1 protein-coding gene (only partly in view) is annotated in these 26,744 nt (G+C 63.0%); it reads right to left on the reverse strand.

Going from position 1 to position 26,744, the window contains the following annotated elements; translation table 11 throughout:
• Positions 1–26,744 carry the 3' portion of an Ig-like domain-containing protein gene (locus PspS34_RS00630; RefSeq protein WP_159389491.1) on the reverse strand. It continues 2,896 nt past the right edge of the window, so the window shows 26,744 of its 29,640 coding nt (coding positions 2,897–29,640); the start codon falls outside the window, past its right edge; the stop codon is at positions 1–3.

Consider the following 26,744-nt stretch of genomic DNA (forward strand, 5'->3'; position numbering starts at 1 on the left):
TCAGCTGTTGTTGTGATCGATCTTGATGGTCGGGTCGCTACCGGCAATCAGGTTGTGCAGGTTGGCGCTCGACCAGTTGTTGCCTTCCAGTTTGATCGTCACGTCCGGTGTGGCGGCGGCCGCATTGCCCGAGTTGAACTGGCCGGTTGTGCTGACTTGCAGCGACGACACGCCATCGACCGTGGAGATCTTCAGGAAGTTGTCGATGGTGCTGCCGGTTTCACCCTGCAACAGATCGCGCAGGTCGATCCGGTCACCTTCGCTGGCCTTGAAGTCCTTGATCACGTCGTTGCCGGTGTCGCCCGCTTTCCAGACGAAGGTGTCACCACCGGAACCACCGATCAGGATGTCGTTGCCCTGTCCGCCCATCAGCGTGTCGTTGCCGGTACCTCCGAGCAGGATGTCATTGCCCTTGCCTCCGTCGAGGGTGTCGCTACCGCCCGAACCGAACAGGATGTCATTGCCCGCCCCGCCCAGCAGGGTGTCGTTGCCGTCATGGGCACCGGACACATCGAACGCGTTGTAATGCTCGGTGATGTACTGGTGCACATTGCTGGTGGTGACGTTGCTGACGTCCACACCGGATTGCTGCGCCACGAAGGCTTGCATTGCCTGGTAACCCTCGCCGGCAATGCCGTTGAAACTCACCAGATCGCCGAACAGAAGGTCGTTGCCGTCGCCACCGCTGACGGTGTCGTGACCCGGCATCGTCGCTTCGGTGTGGCCGATGATCGAGTTGGCCAGGTCCTTCGGATCAATGTTGGTTTGTGGCGATTGATTCGAGTCGTACGGCTTCAGGTCGTTGAGGCTCACTCCGCTGTTGAGGCCAATGGCCTCGACATTCGACAGGTTGCTCAGCAACGTAAAGCTGCCGGTTGAGTTGCTGGTGGTGTCCCAGTCGGTGCTACTGCCGTCGCCGTCACGACTCGAAAATTCGTAGGTTCCGTCACCCTGGGCACGCAGATACCCGAAGTCCTTGTATGACCAGCTACCTCCGTTGCCATTGCCATTGCCATTGCCGTTGTTGCCGTTGCTGCTCTTGGTCCAGACGGTCACATAGCCCGAGGCGGTAATGTCGATCTGGTGCGTGCTGTCGGGGAACAGGCTGATCGCTGTGCCCGGCTGATAGTTGCTGGTGGTGATCAGGCTATCGAGTGTTGTGCTGCCATACAGGGTCGGGTTGGTCGACTCGCCGCTTTGGTAGTAAGTTGGCTTGCCGTCAGTAATGAAATACGTGAGGTTCTTCGCCCCCGTGTTGGCCACGACGTCCGCACTCTGGAACCAGTTGGCCGTGGTTTTGAACACGTCCTCGTAGTTGGTGCCGCCGCCGGATGACATCGAGTCCAGAGTCGCCTTCAACTGAGTCAGCGCATTCGGGTCTTTGAGGTTCACCGATACCGACTTGTTGACCTGGGTGTCGAAGTCCACCAGGAAGATGTTCACTGTACCCGAGTTGCTGCCCAGGCTTTGCTTGAGGGTGTTGAACACCGACGTCAGCGAGTTCTTGGCCGAGTTGATCGACGAGGAACTCATACTGCCGGAGCTGTCGACCATGAAGGCGATATTGTAGTTCTGACCCGGTACGACCGTCAGCCCACCGATATCCGCTACCACGATGTCATTGGCATCGGTGCCGGTGACATTGTCATTATCTGCGGTGGCAGTGATCGGGTTATAGACCGCTGGATTGATCGTGATCGGAATTTGCGTCGTATTGCTGGCCGAATCACCCTGGCTCTCGGTCGAGACTGCCGTCACGGTCAGCGTGTTGGTGCCGGTGGCGTACGGTGCCGGGGTGTAGCTCAACTTGCTTACATCCCACCCGCTGAGGTTGACGACGCCGTTACCGGTTGTGCCGGTAAAGGTGTGCGTGCCATCGGTCAGGGTCGCACCTGCCGGGATGCCGCCGATCGAGGTAATGGTCTGGGTTTCAGAGCCATCAGTGTCCACTGACGTTACCTTCAAGCCCAACGCGATGCTGCTGTTCTCGGCCACCTGAGACGTGGTGGCGGTCACGATCGGTGTATCCGCGACCGCGGTCACACTGATGTCCAGCGTGGTGCTTGAACCGGTATTGGTGGTGTAGGTCACAGTCGGAACCTTGCCACTCCAATTGTCGGCAGGGGTAAAGCTGTAGTCACCGTTGGCACCGAGAGTCAGCCTGCCCACGTTTGCGATGGTGGCAGTGCCCCCCGCGGTGTATTCGATGCCACCAATAGTGAACTTGGTCACGCTGAGACCGTTGTCCACATCGCGGTCATTGGTCAGAACGTTACCGGCGGCGATCTTGTCCTCAAGGGTGGTTTCGAGGTCAGCAGCCAGCACACTCGGGTCATCGACTGGCGTGACGCTGATGTTCAGGGTCGAGGTGACGTTGGGTCCCAAGCCGTCGGTTACGGTGTAGGTGACGGTTGGCACCGTGCCGTTGTAGTTGGCGGCCGGGGTGAAGGTGTAAGCCCCGTTTGCTGCGATTACCAGGCTGCCGACATTGGCGATGGTCGCGGTCTGGCCGGCGATGAAAGTGTCAGTAACACCGTTGATGGTGAAGTTGACCACGCTGACCGTGCCGTCGACGCTGCTCGTGCCGGTGAGGACGCTGCCGGTGAGGGCAGTGTCTTCCAGGGTCGAGACGGTTTCGTTGGCGTCGGCGAAGTTGTCGTTGACCGGCGTGACGCTGATATTCAGGGTCGAGGTGTCGTTGGATCCCGAGCCGTCGGTGACGGTGTAGGTGACGCTCGGCACCGTGCCGTTGTAGTTGGCGGCCGGGGTGAAGGTGTAGGCACCGTTGGCGCCGATCACCAGGGTGCCGACGTTGGCGATGGTCGCGGTCTGGCCGGCGATGAAAGTGCCAGTAACACCGTCGATGGTGAAGTTGACCACGCTGACCGGCCCGTCGACGCTGCTCGTGCCGCTGAGGACGCTGCCGGTGAGGGCCGTGTCTTCCAGGGTCGATACCGTTTCGTTGACGTCGGTGAAGCTGTCATCGACCGGCGTGACGCTGATGTTCAGGGTCGAGGTGTCGTTCGGTCCCGAACCGTCGGTGACGGTGTAGGTGACGGTTGGCACCGCGCCGTTGTAGTTGGCGGCCGGGGTGAAGGTGTAGGCGCCGTTGGCGCCGATCACCAGGGTGCCGACGTTGGCGATGGTCGCCGTGGTGCCAGCGGCGTAGGTGGTTTCACCGATGGTGAAGTTAACCACGCTGACTGGCCCGTCGACGCTGCTCGTGCCGGTGAGGACACTGCCGGTGAGGGCAGTATCTTCCAAGGTCGATACCGTTTCGTTGACGTCGGTGAAGCTGTCATCGACCGGCGTGACGCTGATGTTCAGGGTCGAGGTGTCGTTCGGTCCCGAACCGTCGGTGACGGTGTAGGTGACAGTCGGCACCGTGCCGTTGTAGTTGGCGGCCGGGATGAAGGTGTAAGCCCCGTTCGCCGCGATCACCAGGGTGCCGACATTGGCGATGGTCGCCGTGCTGCCGGCGGTGTAAGTGGTTGCACCGATGGTGAAGTTGACCACGCTGACCGGGCCGTCAACGCTACTCGTGTCAGTGAGCACACTGCCGGTCAAGGCGGTGTCTTCCAGGGTCGAGACTGTTTCGCTGGCGTCGGTGAAGTTGTCGTTGACCGGCGTAACGCTGATGTTCAGGGTCGAAGTGTCGTCTGTGCCGGAACCGTCGGTGACGGTGTAGGTGACGGTTGGCACCGTGCCGTTGTAGTTGGCGGCCGGGGTAAAGGTGTAGGCGCCGTTGGCGCCGATGACCAGGGTGCCGACGTTGGCGATGGTCGCCGTGCTGCCGGCGGCGTAGGTGGTTTCACCGATGGTGAAGTTAACCACGCTGACCGGGCCGTCAACGCTGCTCGTGCCGGTGAGGACACTGCCGGTCAAGGCGGTATCTTCCAGGGTCGAGACGGTTTCGTTGGCGTCGGTAACGTTGTCGTTGACCGGCGTGACGCTGATGTTCAGCGTACTGCTTGAGCCAGTATTGGTGGTGTACGTCACCTGTGGAACGTTGCCATTCCAGTCGGCAGCCGGCTTGAAGGTGTAGTCGCCGTTGCTGGCGATGATTAGCGTACCGACACCAGTGATGGTTGCGGTCTGGCCCGCCGTGAAACTGCCGTTGACCCCGTTCACGCTGAAGCTTGCGACGCTCAGGACATTATCGACATCGTGGTCGTTGGTCAGCACGTTGCCGATCGCGTTGTGATCTTCTTCGACGGTGATCTTGTCCGTCTGCAGCACGCTTGCGTCATCGACGGCAGCAACGTGCACCACCAGTGGCAGCGAGGTGCTCGCACTTGGGGCGTCGCCGTCTTTGGCGGTGGCCGTAACGGTCAGGGGAATGTCGCCATTGAAGTTCGTCGGCGGTGTCAGCTTGAGCGTGGACAGGTTCCAACCCGTAATGTCCACCGACGTCGAGCTGTCGGCAGCATTGAAGGTATGGTTGCCATCGGTGAGTATGGAGCCCGCCGGCAAGCCACTCAGTGTGAGAGTGAGCGTTTCCGAACCGTCGGCGTCATTGGTGTGGGCCTGGATGGTGGACAACAGGATCGCGTTGTCTTCAAGGCCAGAGTTGAGCACCTGAGTGACATTGATGTTGTCCAGCACGCCGCCCAGGCTGTTGCTGTCCCCGGCGCGGAATTCGAGATTCTGGTTGCCATCGGCAATGACCGGAACGTCGAAGCTGTAGTGCTGCATGCCCGTGGTCGAGGTGTTCAGGGTGCCAATGAGCTTGCCGCCCCAGTACACGTTGATAAGCGAATTATCTACGCCGGCACGCGGTGCATAGTCGAACGACACGTTATAGGTGGTGCCGGACTTCGCATCGATAGTGGTGTAGAGGTTGCTCGCATCACCGGCATTGCGCTCAAGTTCGATGACCTGGCTATTGCCGCCGGCACCGTAAACGCTGGCCTTGCCGATTTCGACCATACCTCCTTGGTTGTCCGTGTGCCAGACGCCGTTGCCAAGCTTGCTGACATCGACGTTGGTATTCGAACCGTTCACCGCGACTTCCTGGAAGTCGGTTGAGGCAACCATACCGCCACCGGTCAGTGACAGGCTCGGGGTATCGGTCACTGGCGCGACGACGATGGTGCCGGTCGCCGAAGTAGCAGAAGGCATGCCCCCGTTGTCGGTCGCACTGTAGGTGAAGCTGGTGGTGCCACTCCAGTCGCCGGTGGGTTTGAAGTAAACCGTTGCGCCATTGGCGGTTGCGGCGATCACGCTGCTGGTGGTCAACGCAATGGTCCCGGCCGCGTCTGCGTAAAAACTGCCATTGGCCGGCAGGCTGGTCAGGGTGAAGTGGTTGACGCTGCCGTCAATGTCATTTCCGCCGAGCTGCACGGCGATCACATGATCTTCATTACCGCTGGCCGAGGTGGAATTAACGGTCGGAGCGTCGTTGACCGAGTTGACCGTAATATCCAGCGTGCTGGTGACATTGGTATTGGTTGTGTAGCTGATCTGTGGAACGGTGCCGTTCCAGTTTGCGGCAGGGGTGAAACTGTAATCGCCGTTGGTGGCGATAGTCACAGTACCGACGCCGCTGATAGTCGCGACTTGACCCGCAGTAAAGGAGCCAGGGACGCCTTGTATGGCGAATGTCGCGACACTCAGGGCGTTATCGACATCGATGTCATTGCCAAGCACATTGCCGATTGCAACGTGGTCTTCATCGACGGTCTTGGTATCTGCGATCAGAACGCTCGGGTCATCGACCGGGGTGACGCTGATGGTCAGGGTCGAGGTGACATTGCTGCCGGAGCCGTCGGTGACGGTGTAGCTCACGGTTGGCACGCTGCCGTTGTAGTTGGCGGCCGGGGTGAAGGTGTAAGTCCCGTTGGTGCCGATCACCAGGCTGCCGACGTTGGCGATGGTCGCCGTGTTACCGGCGGCGTAGGTGGTTTCACCGATGGTGAAATTCACCACGCTGACTGGGCCGTCGACGCTGCCCGTGCCGGTGAGGACGCTGCCAGTCACGGTGGTGTCTTCGTTGGTGGTCACGGTTTCGCTGATGTCGGTGAAGCTGTCGTCGAGCGGGGTGACGCTGATGGTCAGGGTCGAGGTGACGTTGCTGCCGGAACCGTCGGTGACGGTGTAGCTGACCGTCGGCACGCTGCCGTTGTAATTTTCGGCCGGCGTGAAGGTATAAGCGCCGTTGGCGCCGATCACCAAGGTGCCGACGTTGGCGATGGTCGCCGTGCTGCCAGCGGCGTAGGTGGTTTCACCGATGGTGAAATTGACCACGCTGACCGGACCGTCAACGCTCGAGGTGCCGGTCAACACACTGCCGGTGACGGCGGTGTCTTCGTTGGTGCTCACGCTTTCGCTGAGGTCGGTGAAGCTGTCATCGACCGGGGTGACGCTGATGGTCAGGGTCGAGGTGACGTTGCTGCCGGAGCCGTCGGTGACGGTGTAGCTCACGGTTGGCACGCTGCCGTTGTAGTTGGCGTCCGGGGTGAAGGTATAGGCGCCGTTTGCCGCGATCACCAGGCTACCGACGTTGGCGATGGTCGCGGTTTGGCCGGCGGTGAAAGTGCCAGCAACACCGTCGATGGTGAAATTGACCACGCTGACTGGCCCGTCGACGCTCGAGGTGCCAGTGAGGACGCTGCCGGTGACGGCGGTGTCTTCGGCGGTGCTCACGCTTTCGCTGATGTCGGTGAAGCTGTCATCGACCGGGGTGACGTTGATGGTCAGGGTCGAGGTGACGTTGCTGCCGGAGCCGTCGGTGACGGTGTAGCTCACCGTCGGCACGCTGCCGTTGTAGTTGGCGTCCGGGGTAAAGGTGTAGGCGCCGTTGGCGCCGATGACCAGGGTGCCGACATTGGCAATGGTTGCGGTTTCACCGGCTTGGTGCTGGGTGCCGCCAACCGTGAAGTTAACCACGCTGACCGGGCCGTCAACGCTCGAGGTGCCACTGAGGACGTTGCCGGTCACGGCGGTGTCTTCGTTGGTGCTCACGCTTTCGCTGAGGTCGGTGAAGCTGTCATCGACCGGGGTGACGTTGATGGTCAGGGTCGAGGTGACGTTGCTGCCGGAACCGTCGGTGACGGTGTAGCTCACCGTTGGCACGCTGCCGTTGTAGTTGGCGTCCGGGGTGAAGGTATAGGCGCCGTTTGCCGCGATCACCAGGCTACCGACGTTGGCGATGGTCGCCGTGCTGCCGGCGGCGTAGGTGGTTTCACCAATGGTGAAGTTCACCACGCTGACCGGCCCGTCAACGCTCGAGGTACCGGTCAACACACTGCCGGTGACGGCGGTGTCTTCGTTGGTGCTCACGCTTTCGCTGAGGTCGGTGAAGCTGTCATCGACCGGGGTGACGTTGATGGTCAGGCTCGAGGTGACGTTGCTGCCGGAACCGTCGGTGACGGTGTAGCTCACCGTCGGCACGCTGCCGTTGTAATTTTCGGCCGGGGTGAAGGTGTAAGTCCCGTTGGCGCCGATCACCAGGGTACCGACGTTGGCGATGGTCGCCGTGCTGCCGGCGGCGTAGGTGGTTTCACCGATGGTGAAGTTCACCACGCTGACCGGACCGTCGACGCTGCTCGTGCCAGTGAGGACGCTGCCGGTCACGGCGGTGTCTTCGGCGGTGCTCACGCTTTCGCTGAGGTCGGTGAAGTTGTCGTCGACCGGGGTGACGCTGATGCTCAGGGTCGAGGTGACGTTGCTGCCGGAGCCGTCGGTGACGGTGTAGCTCACGGCCGGCACGCTGCCGTTGTAATTCTCGGCCGGCGTGAAGGTGTAGGCGCCGTTGGCACCGATCACCAGGGTGCCGACGTTGGCGATGGTCGCGGTGCTGCCAGCGGCGTAGGTGGTTTCACCGATGGTGAAATTCACCACGCTGACCGGGCCGTCGACGCTCGAGGTGCCACTGAGGACGCTGCCGGTCACGGCGGTGTCTTCGTTGGTAGTCACGCTTTCGCTGAGGTCGGTGAAGCTGTCGTCGACCGGGGTGACGCTGATGGTCAGGGTCGAGGTGACGTTGTTGCCCGAGCCGTCGGTGACGGTGTAGCTGACCGTCGGCACGCTGCCGTTGTAGTTTTCGGCCGGCGTAAAGGTATAGGCGCCGTTGGCGCCGATCACCAGGGTGCCGACGTTGGCAATGGTCGCGGTCTGGCCGGCGGTGAACGTGCCAGCAACACCGTCGATGGTGAAATTCACCACGCTGACTGGACCATCGACGCTGCTCGTACCAGTGAGGACGCTGCCGGTGACGGCGGTGTCTTCGTTGGTGGTCACGCTTTCGCTGAGGTCGGTGAAGCTGTCATCGACCGGGGTGACGTTGATGGTCAGGGTCGAGGTGACGTTGCTGCCGGAGCCGTCGGTGACGGTGTAGCTCACCGTCGGCACGTTGCCGTTGTAGTTGGCGGCCGGGGTGAAGGTGTAAGTCCCGTTGGCGCCGATCGCCAGGGTACCGACGTTAGCGATGGTCGCGGTTTGGCCGGCGGTGAACGTGCCAGCAACACCGTCGATGGTGAAATTCACCACGCTGACCGGGCCGTCGACGCTCGAGGTACCGGTCAACACGCTGCCGGTGACGGCGGTGTCTTCGGCGGTGGTCACGCTTTCGCTGAGGTCGGTAAAGTTGTCGTCGACCGGGGTGACGCTGATGGTCAGGGTCGAGGTGACATTGCTGCCCGAGCCGTCGGTGACGGTGTAGCTCACCGTCGGCACGTTGCCGTTGTAATTTTCGGCAGGGGTGAAGGTATAGGCGCCGTTGGCACCGATGACCAAGCTGCCGACGTTGGCGATGGTCGCCGTGCTGCCGGCGGCGTAGGTGGTTTCACCGATGGTGAAATTCACCACGCTGACCGGACCGTCAACGCTCGAGGTGCCGGTCAACACACTGCCGGTGACGGCGGTGTCTTCGGCGGTAGTCACGCTTTCGCTGAGGTCGCTGAAGCTGTCATCGACCGGGGTGACGTTGATGGTCAGGGTCGAGGTGACGTTGCTGCCGGAACCGTCGGTGACGGTGTAGCTGACGGTTGGCACCGTACCGTTGTAGTTGGCGGCCGGCGTGAAGGTGTAAGTGCCGTTGGCGCCGATCACCAGGCTGCCGACGTTGGCAATGGTCGCGGTTTGGCCAGCAGTGAAAGTGCCACTAACACCGTCGATGGTGAAGTTAACCACGCTGACCGGACCGTCGACGCTGCTCGTGCCAGTGAGGACGCTGCCGGTGACGGCGGTGTCTTCAGCGGTAGTCACGGTTTCGCTGAGGTCGGTGAAACTGTCGTCGAGCGGGGTGACGTTGATGGTCAGGGTCGAGGTGACGTTGCTGCCGGAACCGTCGGTGACGGTGTAGCTCACCGTTGGCACCGTGCCGTTGTAATTTTCGGCCGGGGTGAAGGTATAGGCGCCGTTGGCACCGATGACCAGGCTGCCGACGTTGGCGATGGTCGCCGTGCTGCCGGCGGCGTAGGTGGTTTCACCGATGGTGAAGTTCACCACGCTGACTGGCCCGTCGACGCTCGAGGTACCGGTGAGGACGCTGCCGGTGACGGCGGTGTCTTCGTTGGTGCTCACGCTTTCGCTGAGGTCGCTGAAGCTGTCATCGACCGGGGTGACGTTGATGGTCAGGGTCGAGGTGACGTTGCTGCCGGAACCGTCGGTGACGGTGTAGCTCACGGTTGGCACGCTGCCGTTGTAATTTTCGGCCGGGGTGAAGGTGTAAGCACCGTTCGCCGCGATCACCAGGGTGCCGACGTTAGCGATGGTCGCCGTGTTACCGGCGGCGTAGGTGGTTTCACCGATGGTGAAGTTAACCACGCTGACCGGACCATCGACGCTGCTCGTGCCGGTGAGGACGCTGCCAGTGACGGCGGTGTCTTCGTTGGTGGTCACGTTTTCGCTGAGGTCGGTGAAGCTGTCATCGACCGGGGTGACGTTGATGGTCAGGGTCGAGGTGACGTTGCTGCCGGAGCCGTCGGTGACGGTGTAGCTCACCGTCGGCACGCTGCCGTTGTAGTTGGCGTCCGGGGTGAAGGTATAGGTGCCGTTGGCACCGATCACCAGGCTGCCGACGTTGGCGATGGTCGCGGTCTGGCCGGCGGTGAACGTGCCAGCAACACCGTCGATGGTGAAATTCACCACGCTGACCGGGCCGTCAACGCTGCTCGTGCCGGTCAACACATTGCCGGTGACGGCGGTGTCTTCGTTGGTAGTCACGCTTTCGCTGAGGTCGGTGAAGCTGTCATCGACCGGGGTGACGTTGATGGTCAGGGTCGAGGTGACGTTGCTGCCGGAGCCGTCGGTGACGGTGTAGCTCACGGTTGGCACCGTGCCGTTGTAGTTGGCGGCCGGGGTGAAGGTGTAAGTCCCGTTGGCGCCGATCGCCAGGGTACCGACGTTAGCGATGGTCGCGGTTTGGCCGGCGGTGAACGTGCCAGCAACACCGTCGATGGTGAAATTCACCACGCTGACCGGGCCGTCGACGCTCGAGGTACCGGTCAACACGCTGCCGGTGACGGCGGTGTCTTCGGCGGTGGTCACGCTTTCGCTGAGGTCGGTAAAGTTGTCGTCGACCGGCGTGACGCTGATGGTCAGGGTCGAGGTGACATTGCTGCCCGAGCCGTCGGTGACGGTGTAGCTCACCGTCGGCACGTTGCCGTTGTAATTTTCGGCCGGCGTAAAGGTGTAAGTCCCGTTCGCCGCGATCACCAGGGTGCCGACGTTAGCGATGGTCGCCGTGCTGCCGGCGGCGTAGGTGGTTTCACCGATGGTGAAATTCACCACGCTGACCGGACCGTCAACGCTCGAGGTGCCGGTCAACACACTGCCGGTGACGGCGGTGTCTTCGGCGGTAGTCACGCTTTCGCTGAGGTCGCTGAAGCTGTCGTCGACCGGGGTGACGTTGATGGTCAGGGTCGAGGTGACATTGCTGCCGGAACCGTCGGTGACGGTGTAGCTCACCGTCGGCACGCTGCCGTTGTAATTTTCGGCAGGCGTGAAGGTGTAAGTCCCGTTCGCCGCGATCACCAGGCTGCCGACGTTGGCGATGGTCGCCGTGCTGCCGGCGGCGTAGGTGGTTTCACCGATGGTGAAGTTCACCACGCTGACTGGCCCGTCGACGCTCGAGGTACCGGTCAACACGCTGCCGGTGACGGCGGTGTCTTCGGCGGTGGTCACGCTTTCGCTGAGGTCGGTAAAGTTGTCGTCGACCGGCGTGACGCTGATGGTCAGGGTCGAGGTGACATTGCTGCCCGAGCCGTCGGTGACGGTGTAGCTCACCGTCGGCACGCTGCCGTTGTAGTTGGCGTCCGGGGTGAAGGTATAGGTGCCGTTGGCACCGATCACCAGGCTGCCGACGTTGGCGATGGTCGCGGTCTGGCCGGCGGTGAACGTGCCAGCAACACCGTCGATGGTGAAATTCACCACGCTGACCGGGCCGTCAACGCTGCTCGTGCCGGTCAACACATTGCCGGTGACGGCGGTGTCTTCGTTGGTAGTCACGCTTTCGCTGAGGTCGGTGAAGCTGTCATCGACCGGGGTGACGTTGATGGTCAGGGTCGAGGTGACGTTGCTGCCGGAGCCGTCGGTGACGGTGTAGCTCACGGTTGGCACCGTGCCGTTGTAGTTGGCGGCCGGGGTGAAGGTGTAAGTCCCGTTGGCGCCGATCGCCAGGGTACCGACGTTAGCGATGGTCGCGGTTTGGCCGGCGGTGAACGTGCCAGCAACACCGTCGATGGTGAAATTCACCACGCTGACCGGGCCGTCGACGCTCGAGGTACCGGTCAACACGCTGCCGGTGACGGCGGTGTCTTCGGCGGTGGTCACGCTTTCGCTGAGGTCGGTGAAGTTGTCGTCGACCGGGGTGACGTTGATGGTCAGGGTCGAGGTGACATTGCTGCCCGAGCCGTCGGTGACGGTGTAGCTCACCGTCGGCACCGTGCCGTTGTAGTTGGCGGCCGGCGTAAAGGTGTAAGTCCCGTTCGCCGCGATCACCAGGCTGCCGACGTTGGCGATGGTCGCCGTGCTGCCGGCGGCGTAGGTGGTTTCACCGATGGTGAAATTCACCACGCTGACCGGACCGTCAACGCTCGAGGTGCCAGTGAGGACGCTGCCGGTCACGACGGTGTCTTCGGCGGTGGTCACGGTTTCGCTGATGTCGGTGAAGCTGTCATCGACTGGCGTGACGCTGATGGTCAGGGTCGAGGTGACGTTGCTGCCCGAGCCGTCGGTGACGGTGTAGCTCACCGTCGGCACGCTGCCGTTGTAATTTTCGGCAGGCGTGAAGGTGTAAGTCCCGTTCGCCGCGATCACCAGGCTGCCGACGTTGGCGATGGTCGCCGTGCTGCCGGCGGCGTAGGTGGTTTCACCAATGCTGAAATTCACCACGCTGACCGGGCCGTCGACGCTGCTCGTGCCAGTGAGGACGCTGCCGGTGACGGCGGTGTCTTCGGCGGTGCTCACGCTTTCGCTGAGGTCGGTGAAGCTGTCATCGACCGGGGTGACGCTGATGGTCAGGGTCGAGGTGACGTTGCTGCCCGAGCCGTCGGTGACGGTGTAGCTGACCGTCGGCACGCTGCCGTTGTAATTTTCGGCCGGCGTGAAGGTGTAGGCGCCGTTGGCGCCGATCACCAGGCTACCGACGTTAGCGATGGTCGCCGTGCTGCCGGCGGCGTAGGTGGTTTCACCGATGGTGAAGTTCACCACGCTGACCGGGCCGTCGACGCTCGAGGTACCGGTGAGGACGCTGCCGGTGACGGCGGTGTCTTCGGCGGTGGTCACGCTTTCGCTGAGGTCGGTGAAGCTGTCGTCGACCGGGGTGACGTTGATGGTCAGGGTCGAGGTGACGTTGCTGCCGGAACCGTCGGTGACGGTGTAGCTCACCGTCGGCACGCTGCCGTTGTAATTTTCGGCCGGCGTGAAGGTATAAGCGCCGTTGGCACCGATCACCAGGCTGCCGACGTTGGCGATGGTCGCGGTCTGGCCGGCGGTGAACGTGCCAGCAACACCGTCGATGGTGAAATTCACCACGCTGACCGGGCCGTCAACGCTGCTCGTGCCGGTCAACACATTGCCGGTGACGGCGGTGTCTTCGTTGGTGCTCACGCTTTCGCTGAGGTCGCTGAAGCTGTCATCGACCGGGGTGACGTTGATGGTCAGGGTCGAGGTGACGTTGCTGCCGGAACCGTCGGTGACGGTGTAGCTGACCGTCGGCACGCTGCCGTTGTAATTTTCGGCCGGGGTGAAGGTGTAAGCACCGTTCGCCGCGATCACCAGGGTGCCGACGTTAGCGATGGTCGCCGTGTTACCGGCGGCGTAGGTGGTTTCACCGATGGTGAAGTTAACCACGCTGACCGGACCATCGACGCTGCTCGTGCCGGTGAGGACGCTGCCAGTGACGGCGGTGTCTTCGTTGGTGGTCACGTTTTCGCTGAGGTCGGTGAAGCTGTCATCGACCGGGGTGACGTTGATGGTCAGGGTCGAGGTGACGTTGCTGCCGGAGCCGTCGGTGACGGTGTAGCTCACCGTCGGCACGCTGCCGTTGTAGTTGGCGTCCGGGGTGAAGGTATAGGTGCCGTTGGCACCGATCACCAGGCTGCCGACGTTGGCGATGGTCGCGGTCTGGCCGGCGGTGAACGTGCCAGCAACACCGTCGATGGTGAAATTCACCACGCTGACCGGGCCGTCAACGCTGCTCGTGCCGGTCAACACATTGCCGGTGACGGCGGTGTCTTCGTTGGTAGTCACGCTTTCGCTGAGGTCGGTGAAGCTGTCATCGACCGGGGTGACGTTGATGGTCAGGGTCGAGGTGACGTTGCTGCCGGAGCCGTCGGTGACGGTGTAGCTGACCGTCGGCACGCTGCCGTTGTAGTTTTCGGCCGGCGTAAAGGTATAGGCGCCGTTGGCGCCGATCACCAGGGTGCCGACGTTGGCAATGGTCGCGGTCTGGCCGGCGGTGAACGTGCCAGCAACACCGTCGATGGTGAAATTCACCACGCTGACCGGACCATCGACGCTGCTCGTGCCGGTCAACACACTGCCGGTCAAGGCGGTGTCTTCGGCGGTGCTCACGCTTTCGCTGAGGTCGGTGAAGCTGTCGTCGACCGGGGTGACGTTGATGGTCAGGCTCGAGGTGACGTTGCTGCCCGAGCCGTCGGTGACGGTGTAGCTGACCGTCGGCACGCTGCCGTTGTAGTTGGCGGCCGGGGTAAAGGTGTAAGCGCCGTTGGCGCCGATCACCAGGCTGCCGACGTTGGCGATGGTCGCGGTCTGGCCAGCGGTGAAAGTGCCAGCAACACCGTCGATGGTGAAATTAACCACGCTGACCGGACCGTCGACGCTCGAGGTGCCACTGAGGACGCTGCCGGTGACGGCGGTGTCTTCGGCGGTGCTCACGCTTTCGCTGAGGTCGGTGAAGCTGTCATCGACCGGGGTGACGCTGATGGTCAGGGTCGAGGTGACGTTGCTGCCCGAGCCGTCGGTGACGGTGTAGCTCACCGTCGGCACGCTGCCGTTGTAATTTTCGGCAGGCGTGAAGGTGTAAGTCCCGTTGGCACCGATCACCAGGCTGCCGACGTTGGCGATGGTCGCGGTCTGGCCAGCGGTGAACGTGCCAGCAACACCGTCGATGGTGAAATTCACCACGCTGACCGGGCCGTCGACGCTGCTCGTGCCGGTGAGGACGCTGCCGGTGACGGCGGTGTCTTCGGCGGTGCTCACGCTTTCGCTGAGGTCGCTGAAGTTGTCGTCGACCGGCGTGACGCTGATGGTCAGGGTCGAAGTGACGTTGCTGCCCGAGCCGTCGGTGACGGTGTAGCTCACCGTCGGCACGCTGCCGTTGTAATTTTCGGCCGGCGTAAAGGTATAGGTGCCGTTGGCACCGATCACCAGGGTGCCGACATTGGCGATGGTCGCGGTCTGGCCGGCTGTGAACGTGCCAGCAACACCGTCGATGGTGAAATTCACCACGCTGACCGGGCCGTCGACGCTGCTCGTGCCGGTGAGGACGCTGCCGGTGACGGCGGTGTCTTCGTTGGTAGTCACGCTTTCGCTGAGGTCGGTGAAGCTGTCGTCGACCGGGGTGACGCTGATGGTCAGGGTCGAGGTGACGTTGCTGCCCGAGCCGTCGGTGACGGTGTAGCTCACCGTCGGCACGCTGCCGTTGTAGTTGGCGGCCGGGGTGAAGGTGTAAGTCCCGTTGGCGCCGATCGCCAGGGTACCGACGTTGGCGATGGTCGCCGTGCTGCCGGCGGCGTAGGTGGTTTCACCAATGGTGAAGTTCACCACGCTGACTGGCCCGTCGACGCTCGAGGTGCCACTGAGGACGCTGCCAGTGACGGCGGTGTCTTCCTGGGTGGAGACCGTTTCGCTGGCGTCGGTGAAGCTGTCATCGACCGGGGTGACGTTGATGGTCAGGGTCGAGGTGACGTTGCTGCCCGAGCCGTCGGTGACGGTGTAGCTCACCGTCGGCACGCTGCCGTTGTAGTTGGCGTCCGGGGTGAAGGTATAGGTGCCGTTGGCACCGATCACCAGGCTGCCGACGTTGGCGATGGTCGCGGTCTGGCCGGCGGTGAACGTGCCAGCAACACCGTCGATGGTGAAATTCACCACGCTGACTGGACCATCGACGCTGCTCGTACCAGTGAGGACGCTGCCGGTGACGGCGGTGTCTTCGTTGGTGGTCACGCTTTCGCTGAGGTCGGTGAAGCTGTCATCGACCGGGGTGACGTTGATGGTCAGGGTCGAGGTGACGTTGCTGCCGGAGCCGTCGGTGACGGTGTAGCTCACCGTCGGCACGTTGCCGTTGTAGTTGGCGGCCGGGGTGAAGGTGTAAGTCCCGTTGGCGCCGATCGCCAGGGTACCGACGTTAGCGATGGTCGCGGTTTGGCCGGCGGTGAACGTGCCAGCAACACCGTCGATGGTGAAATTCACCACGCTGACCGGGCCGTCGACGCTCGAGGTACCGGTCAACACGCTGCCGGTGACGGCGGTGTCTTCGGCGGTGGTCACGCTTTCGCTGAGGTCGGTAAAGTTGTCGTCGACCGGGGTGACGCTGATGGTCAGGGTCGAGGTGACATTGCTGCCCGAGCCGTCGGTGACGGTGTAGCTCACCGTCGGCACGTTGCCGTTGTAATTTTCGGCAGGGGTGAAGGTATAGGCGCCGTTGGCACCGATGACCAAGCTGCCGACGTTGGCGATGGTCGCCGTGCTGCCGGCGGCGTAGGTGGTTTCACCGATGGTGAAATTCACCACGCTGACCGGACCGTCAACGCTCGAGGTGCCGGTCAACACACTGCCGGTGACGGCGGTGTCTTCGGCGGTAGTCACGCTTTCGCTGAGGTCGCTGAAGCTGTCATCGACCGGGGTGACGTTGATGGTCAGGGTCGAGGTGACGTTGCTGCCGGAACCGTCGGTGACGGTGTAGCTGACGGTTGGCACCGTACCGTTGTAGTTGGCGGCCGGCGTGAAGGTGTAAGTGCCGTTGGCGCCGATCACCAGGCTGCCGACGTTGGCAATGGTCGCGGTCTGGCCAGCGGTGAAAGTGCCAGCAACACCGTTGATGGTGAAGTTCACCACGCTGACCGGCCCGTCGACGCTGCTCGTGCCGGTGAGGACGCTGCCGGTGACGGCGGTGTCTTCGGCGGTGCTCACGCTTTCGCTGAGGTCGGTAAAGTTGTCGTCGACCGGCGTGACGCTGATGGTCAGGGTCGAGGTGACATTGCTGCCCGAGCCGTCGGTGACGGTGTAGCTCACCGTCGGCACGTTGCCGTTGTAATTTTCGGCCGGCGTAAAGGTGTAAGTCCCGTTCGCCGCGATCACCAGGGTGCCGACGTTGGCGATGGTCGCCGTGCTGCCGGCGGCGTAGGTGGTTTCACCGATGGTGAAGTTCACCACGCTGACCGGACCGTCGACGCTCGAGGTGCCACTGAGGACGCTGCCGGTGAGGGCGGTGTCTTCTGCGGTGCTCACGCTTTCGCTGAGGTCGCTGAAGCTGTCATCGACCGGGGTGACGTTGATGGTCAGGGTCGAAGTGACGTTGCTGCCCGAGCCGTCGGTGACGGTGTAGCTGACCGTCGGCACCGTGCCGTTGTAGTTTTCGGCCGGCGTAAAGGTATAGGCGCCGTTGGCGCCGATCACCAGGGTGCCGACATTGGCAATGGTTGCGGTCTGGCCGGCGGTGAAAGTGCCACTAACACCATCGATGGTGAAGTTAACCACGCTGACCGGCCCGTCAACGCTCGAGGTGCCACTGAGGACGCTGCCGGTGAGGGCGGTGTCTTCTGCGGTGCTCACGCTTTCGCTGAGGTCGCTGAAGCTGTCATCGACCGGGGTGACGTTGATGGTCAGGGTCGAAGTGACGTTGCTGCCCGAGCCGTCGGTGACGGTGTAGCTGACCGTCGGCACCGTGCCGTTGTAGTTTTCGGCCGGCGTAAAGGTATAGGCGCCGTTGGCGCCGATCACCAGGGTGCCGACGTTGGCAATGGTCGCGGTTTGGCCAGCGGTGAAAGTGCCACTAACACCATCGATGGTGAAGTTAACCACGCTGACCGGCCCGTCAACGCTCGAGGTACCGGTCAACACGCTGCCGGTCACGGCGGTGTCTTCGTTGGTGCTCACGCTTTCGCTGAGGTCGGTGAAACTGTCATCGACCGGGGTGACGTTGATGGTCAGGGTCGAGGTGACGTTGCTGCCGGAACCGTCGGTGACGGTGTAGCTGACGGTTGGCACCGTACCGTTGTAGTTGGCGGCCGGCGTGAAGGTGTAAGTGCCGTTGGCGCCGATCACCAGGGTGCCGACGTTGGCAATGGTCGCGGTTTGGCCAGCGGTGAAAGTGCCACTAACACCGTCGATGGTGAAATTCACCACGCTGACTGGGCCGTCGACGCTTGAGGTACCGGTGAGGACGCTGCCGGTGACGGCGGTGTCTTCGGCGGTGGTCACGCTTTCGCTGATGTCGGTGAAGTTGTCATCGACCGGGGTGACGTTGATGGTCAGGGTCGAGGTGACATTGCTGCCCGAGCCGTCGGTGACGGTGTAGCTCACCGTCGGCACGTTGCCGTTGTAATTTTCGGCCGGCGTAAAGGTGTAAGTCCCGTTCGCCGCGATCACCAGGCTGCCGACGTTGGCGATGGTCGCCGTGCTGCCGGCGGCGTAGGTGGTTTCACCGATGGTGAAATTCACCACGCTGACCGGACCGTCAACGCTCGAGGTGCCGGTCAACACACTGCCGGTGACGGCGGTGTCTTCAGCGGTGCTCACGCTTTCGCTGAGGTCGGTGAAGCTGTCATCGACCGGGGTGACGCTGATGGTCAGGGTCGAAGTGACGTTGCTGCCCGAGCCGTCGGTGACGGTGTAGCTCACCGTCGGCACGCTGCCGTTGTAATTTTCGGCAGGCGTGAAGGTGTAAGTCCCGTTGGCGCCGATCACCAGGCTGCCGACGTTGGCAATGGTCGCGGTTTGGCCAGCGGTGAAAGTGCCAGCAACACCGTCGATGGTGAAATTCACCACGCTGACCGGACCATCGACGCTGCTCGTGCCGGTGAGGACGCTGCCGGTCACGGCGGTGTCTTCGTTGGTGCTCACGCTTTCGCTGAGGTCGGTGAAGCTGTCATCGACCGGGGTGACGTTGATGGTCAGGGTCGAGGTGACGTTGCTGCCGGAGCCGTCGGTGACGGTGTAGCTCACCGTCGGCACGTTGCCGTTGTAATTTTCGGCCGGCGTGAAGGTGTAAGTCCCGTTCGCCGCGATCACCAGGGTGCCGACGTTGGCGATGGTCGCCGTGCTGCCGGCGGCGTAGGTGGTTTCACCGATGGTGAAGTTCACCACGCTGACCGGACCGTCGACGCTGCTCGTGCCGGTGAGGACGCTGCCGGTCACGGCGGTGTCTTCGGCGGTGCTCACGCTTTCACTGAGGTCGCTGAAGCTGTCATCGACCGGGGTGACGTTGATGGTCAGGGTCGAGGTGACATTGCTGCCGGAACCGTCGGTGACGGTGTAGCTGACCGTCGGCACGCTGCCGTTGTAATTTTCGGCCGGCGTGAAGGTGTAAGTCCCGTTCGCCGCGATCACCAGGCTGCCGACGTTGGCAATGGTCGCGGTCTGGCCAGCGGTGAAAGTGCCAGCAACACCGTTGATGGTGAAGTTCACCACGCTGACCGGCCCGTCGACGCTGCTCGTGCCGGTGAGGACGCTGCCGGTGACGGCGGTGTCTTCGGCGGTGCTCACGCTTTCGCTGAGGTCGCTGAAGTTGTCGTCGACCGGGGTGACGCTGATGGTCAGGGTCGAGGTGACATTGCTGCCCGAGCCGTCGGTGACGGTGTAGCTCACCGTCGGCACGTTGCCGTTGTAGTTGGCGGCCGGGGTGAAGGTGTAAGTCCCGTTGGCGCCGATCGCCAGGCTGCCGACATTGGCGATGGTCGCGGTTTGGCCGGCGGTGAACGTGCCAGCAACACCGTCGATGGTGAAATTCACCACGCTGACCGGGCCGTCGACGCTCGAGGTACCGGTCAACACGCTGCCGGTGACGGCGGTGTCTTCGGCGGTGCTCACGCTTTCGCTGAGGTCGCTGAAGCTGTCGTCGACCGGGGTGACGCTGATGGTCAGGGTCGAGGTGACGTTGCTGCCGGAACCGTCGGTGACGGTGTAGCTCACCGTCGGCACGCTGCCGTTGTAGTTGGCGGCCGGGGTAAAGGTGTAAGCCCCGTTCGCCGCGATCACCAGGCTGCCGACGTTGGCGATGGTCGCCGTGCTGCCGGCGGCGTAGGTGGTTTCACCAATGGTGAAATTCACCACGCTGACCGGGCCGTCGACGCTGCTCGTGCCGGTGAGGACGCTGCCGGTCACGGCGGTGTCTTCGTTGGTGCTCACGCTTTCGCTGAGGTCGGTAAAGTTGTCGTCGACCGGCGTGACGCTGATGGTCAGGGTCGAGGTGACATTGCTGCCCGAGCCGTCGGTGACGGTGTAGCTCACCGTCGGCACGTTGCCGTTGTAATTTTCGGCCGGCGTAAAGGTGTAAGTCCCGTTCGCCGCGATCACCAGGGTGCCGACGTTAGCGATGGTCGCCGTGCTGCCGGCGGCGTAGGTGGTTTCACCGATGGTGAAATTCACCACGCTGACCGGACCGTCAACGCTCGAGGTGCCGGTCAACACACTGCCGGTGACGGCGGTGTCTTCGGCGGTAGTCACGCTTTCGCTGAGGTCGCTGAAGCTGTCGTCGACCGGGGTGACGTTGATGGTCAGGGTCGAGGTGACATTGCTGCCGGAACCGTCGGTGACGGTGTAGCTCACCGTCGGCACGCTGCCGTTGTAATTTTCGGCAGGCGTGAAGGTGTAAGTCCCGTTCGCCGCGATCACCAGGCTGCCGACGTTGGCGATGGTCGCGGTCTGGCCAGCGGTGAAAGTGCCAGCAACACCGTTGATGGTGAAGTTCACCACGCTGACCGGGCCGTCGACGCTCGAGGTACCGGTCAACACGCTGCCGGTGACGGCGGTGTCTTCGGCGGTGGTCACGCTTTCGCTGAGGTCGGTAAAGTTGTCGTCGACCGGCGTGACGCTGATGGTCAGGGTCGAGGTGACATTGCTGCCGGAACCGTCGGTGACGGTGTAGCTCACCGTCGGCACGCTGCCGTTGTAATTTTCGGCCGGCGTGAAGGTGTAAGTCCCGTTCGCCGCGATCACCAGGCTGCCGACGTTGGCAATGGTCGCGGTCTGGCCAGCGGTGAAAGTGCCAGCAACACCGTTGATGGTGAAGTTCACCACGCTGACCGGCCCGTCGACGCTGCTCGTGCCGGTGAGGACGCTGCCGGTGACGGCGGTGTCTTCGGCGGTGCTCACGCTTTCGCTGAGGTCGGTAAAGTTGTCGTCGACCGGCGTGACGCTGATGGTCAGGGTCGAGGTGACATTGCTGCCCGAGCCGTCGGTGACGGTGTAGCTCACCGTCGGCACGTTGCCGTTGTAATTTTCGGCCGGCGTAAAGGTGTAAGTCCCGTTCGCCGCGATCACCAGGGTGCCGACGTTGGCGATGGTCGCCGTGCTGCCGGCGGCGTAGGTGGTTTCACCGATGGTGAAGTTCACCACGCTGACCGGACCGTCGACGCTCGAGGTGCCACTGAGGACGCTGCCGGTGAGGGCGGTGTCTTCTGCGGTGCTCACGCTTTCGCTGAGGTCGCTGAAGCTGTCATCGACCGGGGTGACGTTGATGGTCAGGGTCGAAGTGACGTTGCTGCCCGAGCCGTCGGTGACGGTGTAGCTGACCGTCGGCACCGTGCCGTTGTAGTTTTCGGCCGGCGTAAAGGTATAGGCGCCGTTGGCGCCGATCACCAGGGTGCCGACATTGGCAATGGTTGCGGTCTGGCCGGCGGTGAAAGTGCCACTAACACCATCGATGGTGAAGTTAACCACGCTGACCGGCCCGTCAACGCTCGAGGTACCGGTCAACACGCTGCCGGTCACGGCGGTGTCTTCGTTGGTGCTCACGCTTTCGCTGAGGTCGGTGAAACTGTCATCGACCGGGGTGACGTTGATGGTCAGGGTCGAGGTGACGTTGCTGCCGGAACCGTCGGTGACGGTGTAGCTGACGGTTGGCACCGTACCGTTGTAGTTGGCGGCCGGCGTGAAGGTGTAAGTGCCGTTGGCGCCGATCACCAGGGTGCCGACGTTGGCAATGGTCGCGGTTTGGCCAGCGGTGAAAGTGCCACTAACACCGTCGATGGTGAAATTCACCACGCTGACTGGGCCGTCGACGCTTGAGGTACCGGTGAGGACGCTGCCGGTGACGGCGGTGTCTTCGGCGGTGGTCACGCTTTCGCTGATGTCGGTGAAGTTGTCATCGACCGGGGTGACGTTGATGGTCAGGGTCGAGGTGACATTGCTGCCCGAGCCGTCGGTGACGGTGTAGCTCACCGTCGGCACGTTGCCGTTGTAATTTTCGGCCGGCGTAAAGGTGTAAGTCCCGTTCGCCGCGATCACCAGGCTGCCGACGTTGGCGATGGTCGCCGTGCTGCCGGCGGCGTAGGTGGTTTCACCGATGGTGAAATTCACCACGCTGACCGGACCGTCAACGCTCGAGGTGCCGGTCAACACACTGCCGGTGACGGCGGTGTCTTCAGCGGTGCTCACGCTTTCGCTGAGGTCGGTGAAGCTGTCATCGACCGGGGTGACGCTGATGGTCAGGGTCGAAGTGACGTTGCTGCCCGAGCCGTCGGTGACGGTGTAGCTCACCGTCGGCACGCTGCCGTTGTAATTTTCGGCAGGCGTGAAGGTGTAAGTCCCGTTGGCGCCGATCACCAGGCTGCCGACGTTGGCAATGGTCGCGGTTTGGCCAGCGGTGAAAGTGCCAGCAACACCGTCGATGGTGAAATTCACCACGCTGACCGGACCATCGACGCTGCTCGTGCCGGTGAGGACGCTGCCGGTCACGGCGGTGTCTTCGTTGGTGCTCACGCTTTCGCTGAGGTCGGTGAAGCTGTCATCGACCGGGGTGACGTTGATGGTCAGGGTCGAGGTGACGTTGCTGCCGGAGCCGTCGGTGACGGTGTAGCTCACCGTCGGCACGTTGCCGTTGTAATTTTCGGCCGGCGTGAAGGTGTAAGTCCCGTTCGCCGCGATCACCAGGGTGCCGACGTTGGCGATGGTCGCCGTGCTGCCGGCGGCGTAGGTGGTTTCACCGATGGTGAAGTTCACCACGCTGACCGGACCGTCGACGCTGCTCGTGCCGGTGAGGACGCTGCCGGTCACGGCGGTGTCTTCGGCGGTGCTCACGCTTTCACTGAGGTCGCTGAAGCTGTCATCGACCGGGGTGACGTTGATGGTCAGGGTCGAGGTGACATTGCTGCCGGAACCGTCGGTGACGGTGTAGCTGACCGTCGGCACGCTGCCGTTGTAATTTTCGGCCGGCGTGAAGGTGTAAGTCCCGTTCGCCGCGATCACCAGGCTGCCGACGTTGGCAATGGTCGCGGTCTGGCCAGCGGTGAAAGTGCCAGCAACACCGTTGATGGTGAAGTTCACCACGCTGACCGGCCCGTCGACGCTGCTCGTGCCGGTGAGGACGCTGCCGGTGACGGCGGTGTCTTCGGCGGTGCTCACGCTTTCGCTGAGGTCGCTGAAGTTGTCGTCGACCGGGGTGACGCTGATGGTCAGGGTCGAGGTGACATTGCTGCCCGAGCCGTCGGTGACGGTGTAGCTCACCGTCGGCACGTTGCCGTTGTAGTTGGCGGCCGGGGTGAAGGTGTAAGTCCCGTTGGCGCCGATCGCCAGGCTGCCGACATTGGCGATGGTCGCGGTTTGGCCGGCGGTGAACGTGCCAGCAACACCGTCGATGGTGAAATTCACCACGCTGACCGGGCCGTCGACGCTCGAGGTACCGGTCAACACGCTGCCGGTGACGGCGGTGTCTTCGGCGGTGCTCACGCTTTCGCTGAGGTCGCTGAAGCTGTCGTCGACCGGGGTGACGCTGATGGTCAGGGTCGAGGTGACGTTGCTGCCGGAACCGTCGGTGACGGTGTAGCTCACCGTCGGCACGCTGCCGTTGTAGTTGGCGGCCGGGGTAAAGGTGTAAGCCCCGTTCGCCGCGATCACCAGGCTGCCGACGTTGGCGATGGTCGCCGTGCTGCCGGCGGCGTAGGTGGTTTCACCAATGGTGAAATTCACCACGCTGACCGGGCCGTCGACGCTGCTCGTGCCGGTGAGGACGCTGCCGGTCACGGCGGTGTCTTCGTTGGTGCTCACGCTTTCGCTGAGGTCGGTAAAGTTGTCGTCGACCGGCGTGACGCTGATGGTCAGGGTCGAGGTGACATTGCTGCCCGAGCCGTCGGTGACGGTGTAGCTCACCGTCGGCACGTTGCCGTTGTAATTTTCGGCCGGCGTAAAGGTGTAAGTCCCGTTCGCCGCGATCACCAGGGTGCCGACGTTAGCGATGGTCGCCGTGCTGCCGGCGGCGTAGGTGGTTTCACCGATGGTGAAATTCACCACGCTGACCGGACCGTCAACGCTCGAGGTGCCGGTCAACACACTGCCGGTGACGGCGGTGTCTTCGGCGGTAGTCACGCTTTCGCTGAGGTCGCTGAAGCTGTCGTCGACCGGGGTGACGTTGATGGTCAGGGTCGAGGTGACATTGCTGCCGGAACCGTCGGTGACGGTGTAGCTCACCGTCGGCACGCTGCCGTTGTAATTTTCGGCAGGCGTGAAGGTGTAAGTCCCGTTCGCCGCGATCACCAGGCTGCCGACGTTGGCGATGGTCGCGGTCTGGCCAGCGGTGAAAGTGCCAGCAACACCGTTGATGGTGAAGTTCACCACGCTGACCGGGCCGTCGACGCTCGAGGTACCGGTCAACACGCTGCCGGTGACGGCGGTGTCTTCGGCGGTGGTCACGCTTTCGCTGAGGTCGGTAAAGTTGTCGTCGACCGGCGTGACGCTGATGGTCAGGGTCGAGGTGACATTGCTGCCGGAACCGTCGGTGACGGTGTAGCTCACCGTCGGCACGTTGCCGTTGTAATTTTCGGCCGGCGTAAAGGTGTAAGTCCCGTTCGCCGCGATCACCAGGGTGCCGACGTTGGCGATGGTCGCCGTGCTGCCGGCGGCGTAGGTGGTTTCACCGATGGTGAAATTCACCACGCTGACCGGACCGTCAACGCTCGAGGTGCCGGTCAACACACTGCCGGTGACGGCGGTGTCTTCGGCGGTAGTCACGCTTTCGCTGAGGTCGGTGAAGCTGTCGTCGACCGGGGTGACGCTGATGGTCAGGGTCGAGGTGACGTTGCTGCCCGAGCCGTCGGTGACGGTGTAGCTCACCGTCGGCACGCTGCCGTTGTAGTTGGCGGCCGGGGTAAAGGTGTAAGCCCCGTTCGCCGCGATCACCAGGGTGCCGACGTTGGCGATGGTCGCCGTGCTGCCGGCGGCGTAGGTGGTTTCACCAATGGTGAAATTCACCACGCTGACCGGGCCGTCGACGCTGCTCGTGCCGGTGAGGACGCTGCCGGTCACGGCGGTGTCTTCGTTGGTGCTCACGCTTTCGCTGAGGTCGGTGAAGTTGTCGTCGACCGGGGTGACGCTGATGGTCAGGGTCGAGGTGACATTGCTGCCCGAGCCGTCGGTGACGGTGTAGCTCACCGTCGGCACCGTGCCGTTGTAGTTGGCGGCCGGCGTAAAGGTGTAAGTCCCGTTCGCCGCGATCACCAGGCTGCCGACGTTGGCGATGGTCGCCGTGCTGCCGGCGGCGTAGGTGGTTTCACCGATGGTGAAATTCACCACGCTGACCGGACCGTCAACGCTCGAGGTGCCAGTGAGGACGCTGCCGGTCACGACGGTGTCTTCGGCGGTGGTCACGGTTTCGCTGATGTCGGTGAAGCTGTCATCGACCGGGGTGACGTTGATGGTCAGGGTCGAGGTGACATTGCTGCCGGAACCGTCGGTGACGGTGTAGCTCACCGTCGGCACCGTGCCGTTGTAATTTTCGGCCGGGGTGAAGGTGTAAGTCCCGTTGGCGCCGATCACCAGGCTGCCGACATTGGCGATGGTCGCCGTGCTGCCAGCGGCGTAGGTGGTTTCACCGATGGTGAAGTTCACCACGCTGACCGGACCGTCGACGCTCGAGGTGCCGGTCAACACACTGCCGGTGACGGCGGTGTCTTCGGCGGTGCTCACGCTTTCGCTGAGGTCGGTGAAGCTGTCGTCGACCGGGGTGACGCTGATGGTCAGGGTCGAGGTGACGTTGCTGCCGGAACCGTCGGTGACGGTGTAGCTCACGGTTGGCACGCTGCCGTTGTAGTTGGCGGCCGGGGTAAAGGTGTAAGCCCCGTTCGCCGCGATCACCAGGCTGCCGACGTTGGCGATGGTCGCCGTGCTGCCGGCGGCGTAGGTGGTTTCACCAATGGTGAAATTCACCACGCTGACCGGCCCGTCAACGCTCGAGGTACCGGTCAACACACTGCCGGTGACGGCGGTGTCTTCGTTGGTGCTCACGCTTTCGCTGAGGTCGGTGAAACTGTCATCGACCGGGGTGACGTTGATGGTCAGGGTCGAGGTGACGTTGCTGCCGGAACCGTCGGTGACGGTGTAGCTCACGGTCGGCACGCTGCCGTTGTAGTTGGCGGCCGGGGTAAAGGTGTAAGCGCCGTTGGCGCCGATCACCAGGCTGCCGACGTTGGCAATGGTCGCGGTCTGGCCGGCGGTGAAAGTGCCAGCAACACCGTCGATGGTGAAATTCACCACGCTGACCGGGCCGTCGACGCTGCTCGTGCCGGTGAGGACGCTGCCGGTCACGGCGGTGTCTTCGTTGGTGCTCACGCTTTCGCTGAGGTCGGTGAAGCTGTCATCGACCGGGGTGACGCTGATGGTCAGGGTCGAGGTGACGTTGCTGCCCGAGCCGTCGGTGACGGTGTAGCTCACCGTCGGCACGCTGCCGTTGTAATTTTCGGCCGGCGTGAAGGTATAAGCGCCGTTGGCACCGATCACCAGGCTGCCGACGTTGGCGATGGTCGCGGTCTGGCCGGCGGTGAACGTGCCAGCAACACCGTCGATGGTGAAATTCACCACGCTGACCGGGCCGTCAACGCTGCTCGTGCCGGTCAACACATTGCCGGTGACGGCGGTGTCTTCGTTGGTAGTCACGCTTTCGCTGAGGTCGGTGAAGCTGTCATCGACCGGGGTGACGCTGATGGTCAGGGTCGAGGTGACGTTGCTGCCCGAGCCGTCGGTGACGGTGTAGCTCACCGTCGGCACGCTGCCGTTGTAATTTTCGGCCGGCGTAAAGGTATAGGTGCCGTTGGCACCGATCACCAGGGTGCCGACATTGGCGATGG

Source organism: Pseudomonas sp. S34, from assembly GCF_009866745.1.
GTDB lineage: Bacteria > Pseudomonadota > Gammaproteobacteria > Pseudomonadales > Pseudomonadaceae > Aquipseudomonas > Aquipseudomonas jessenii.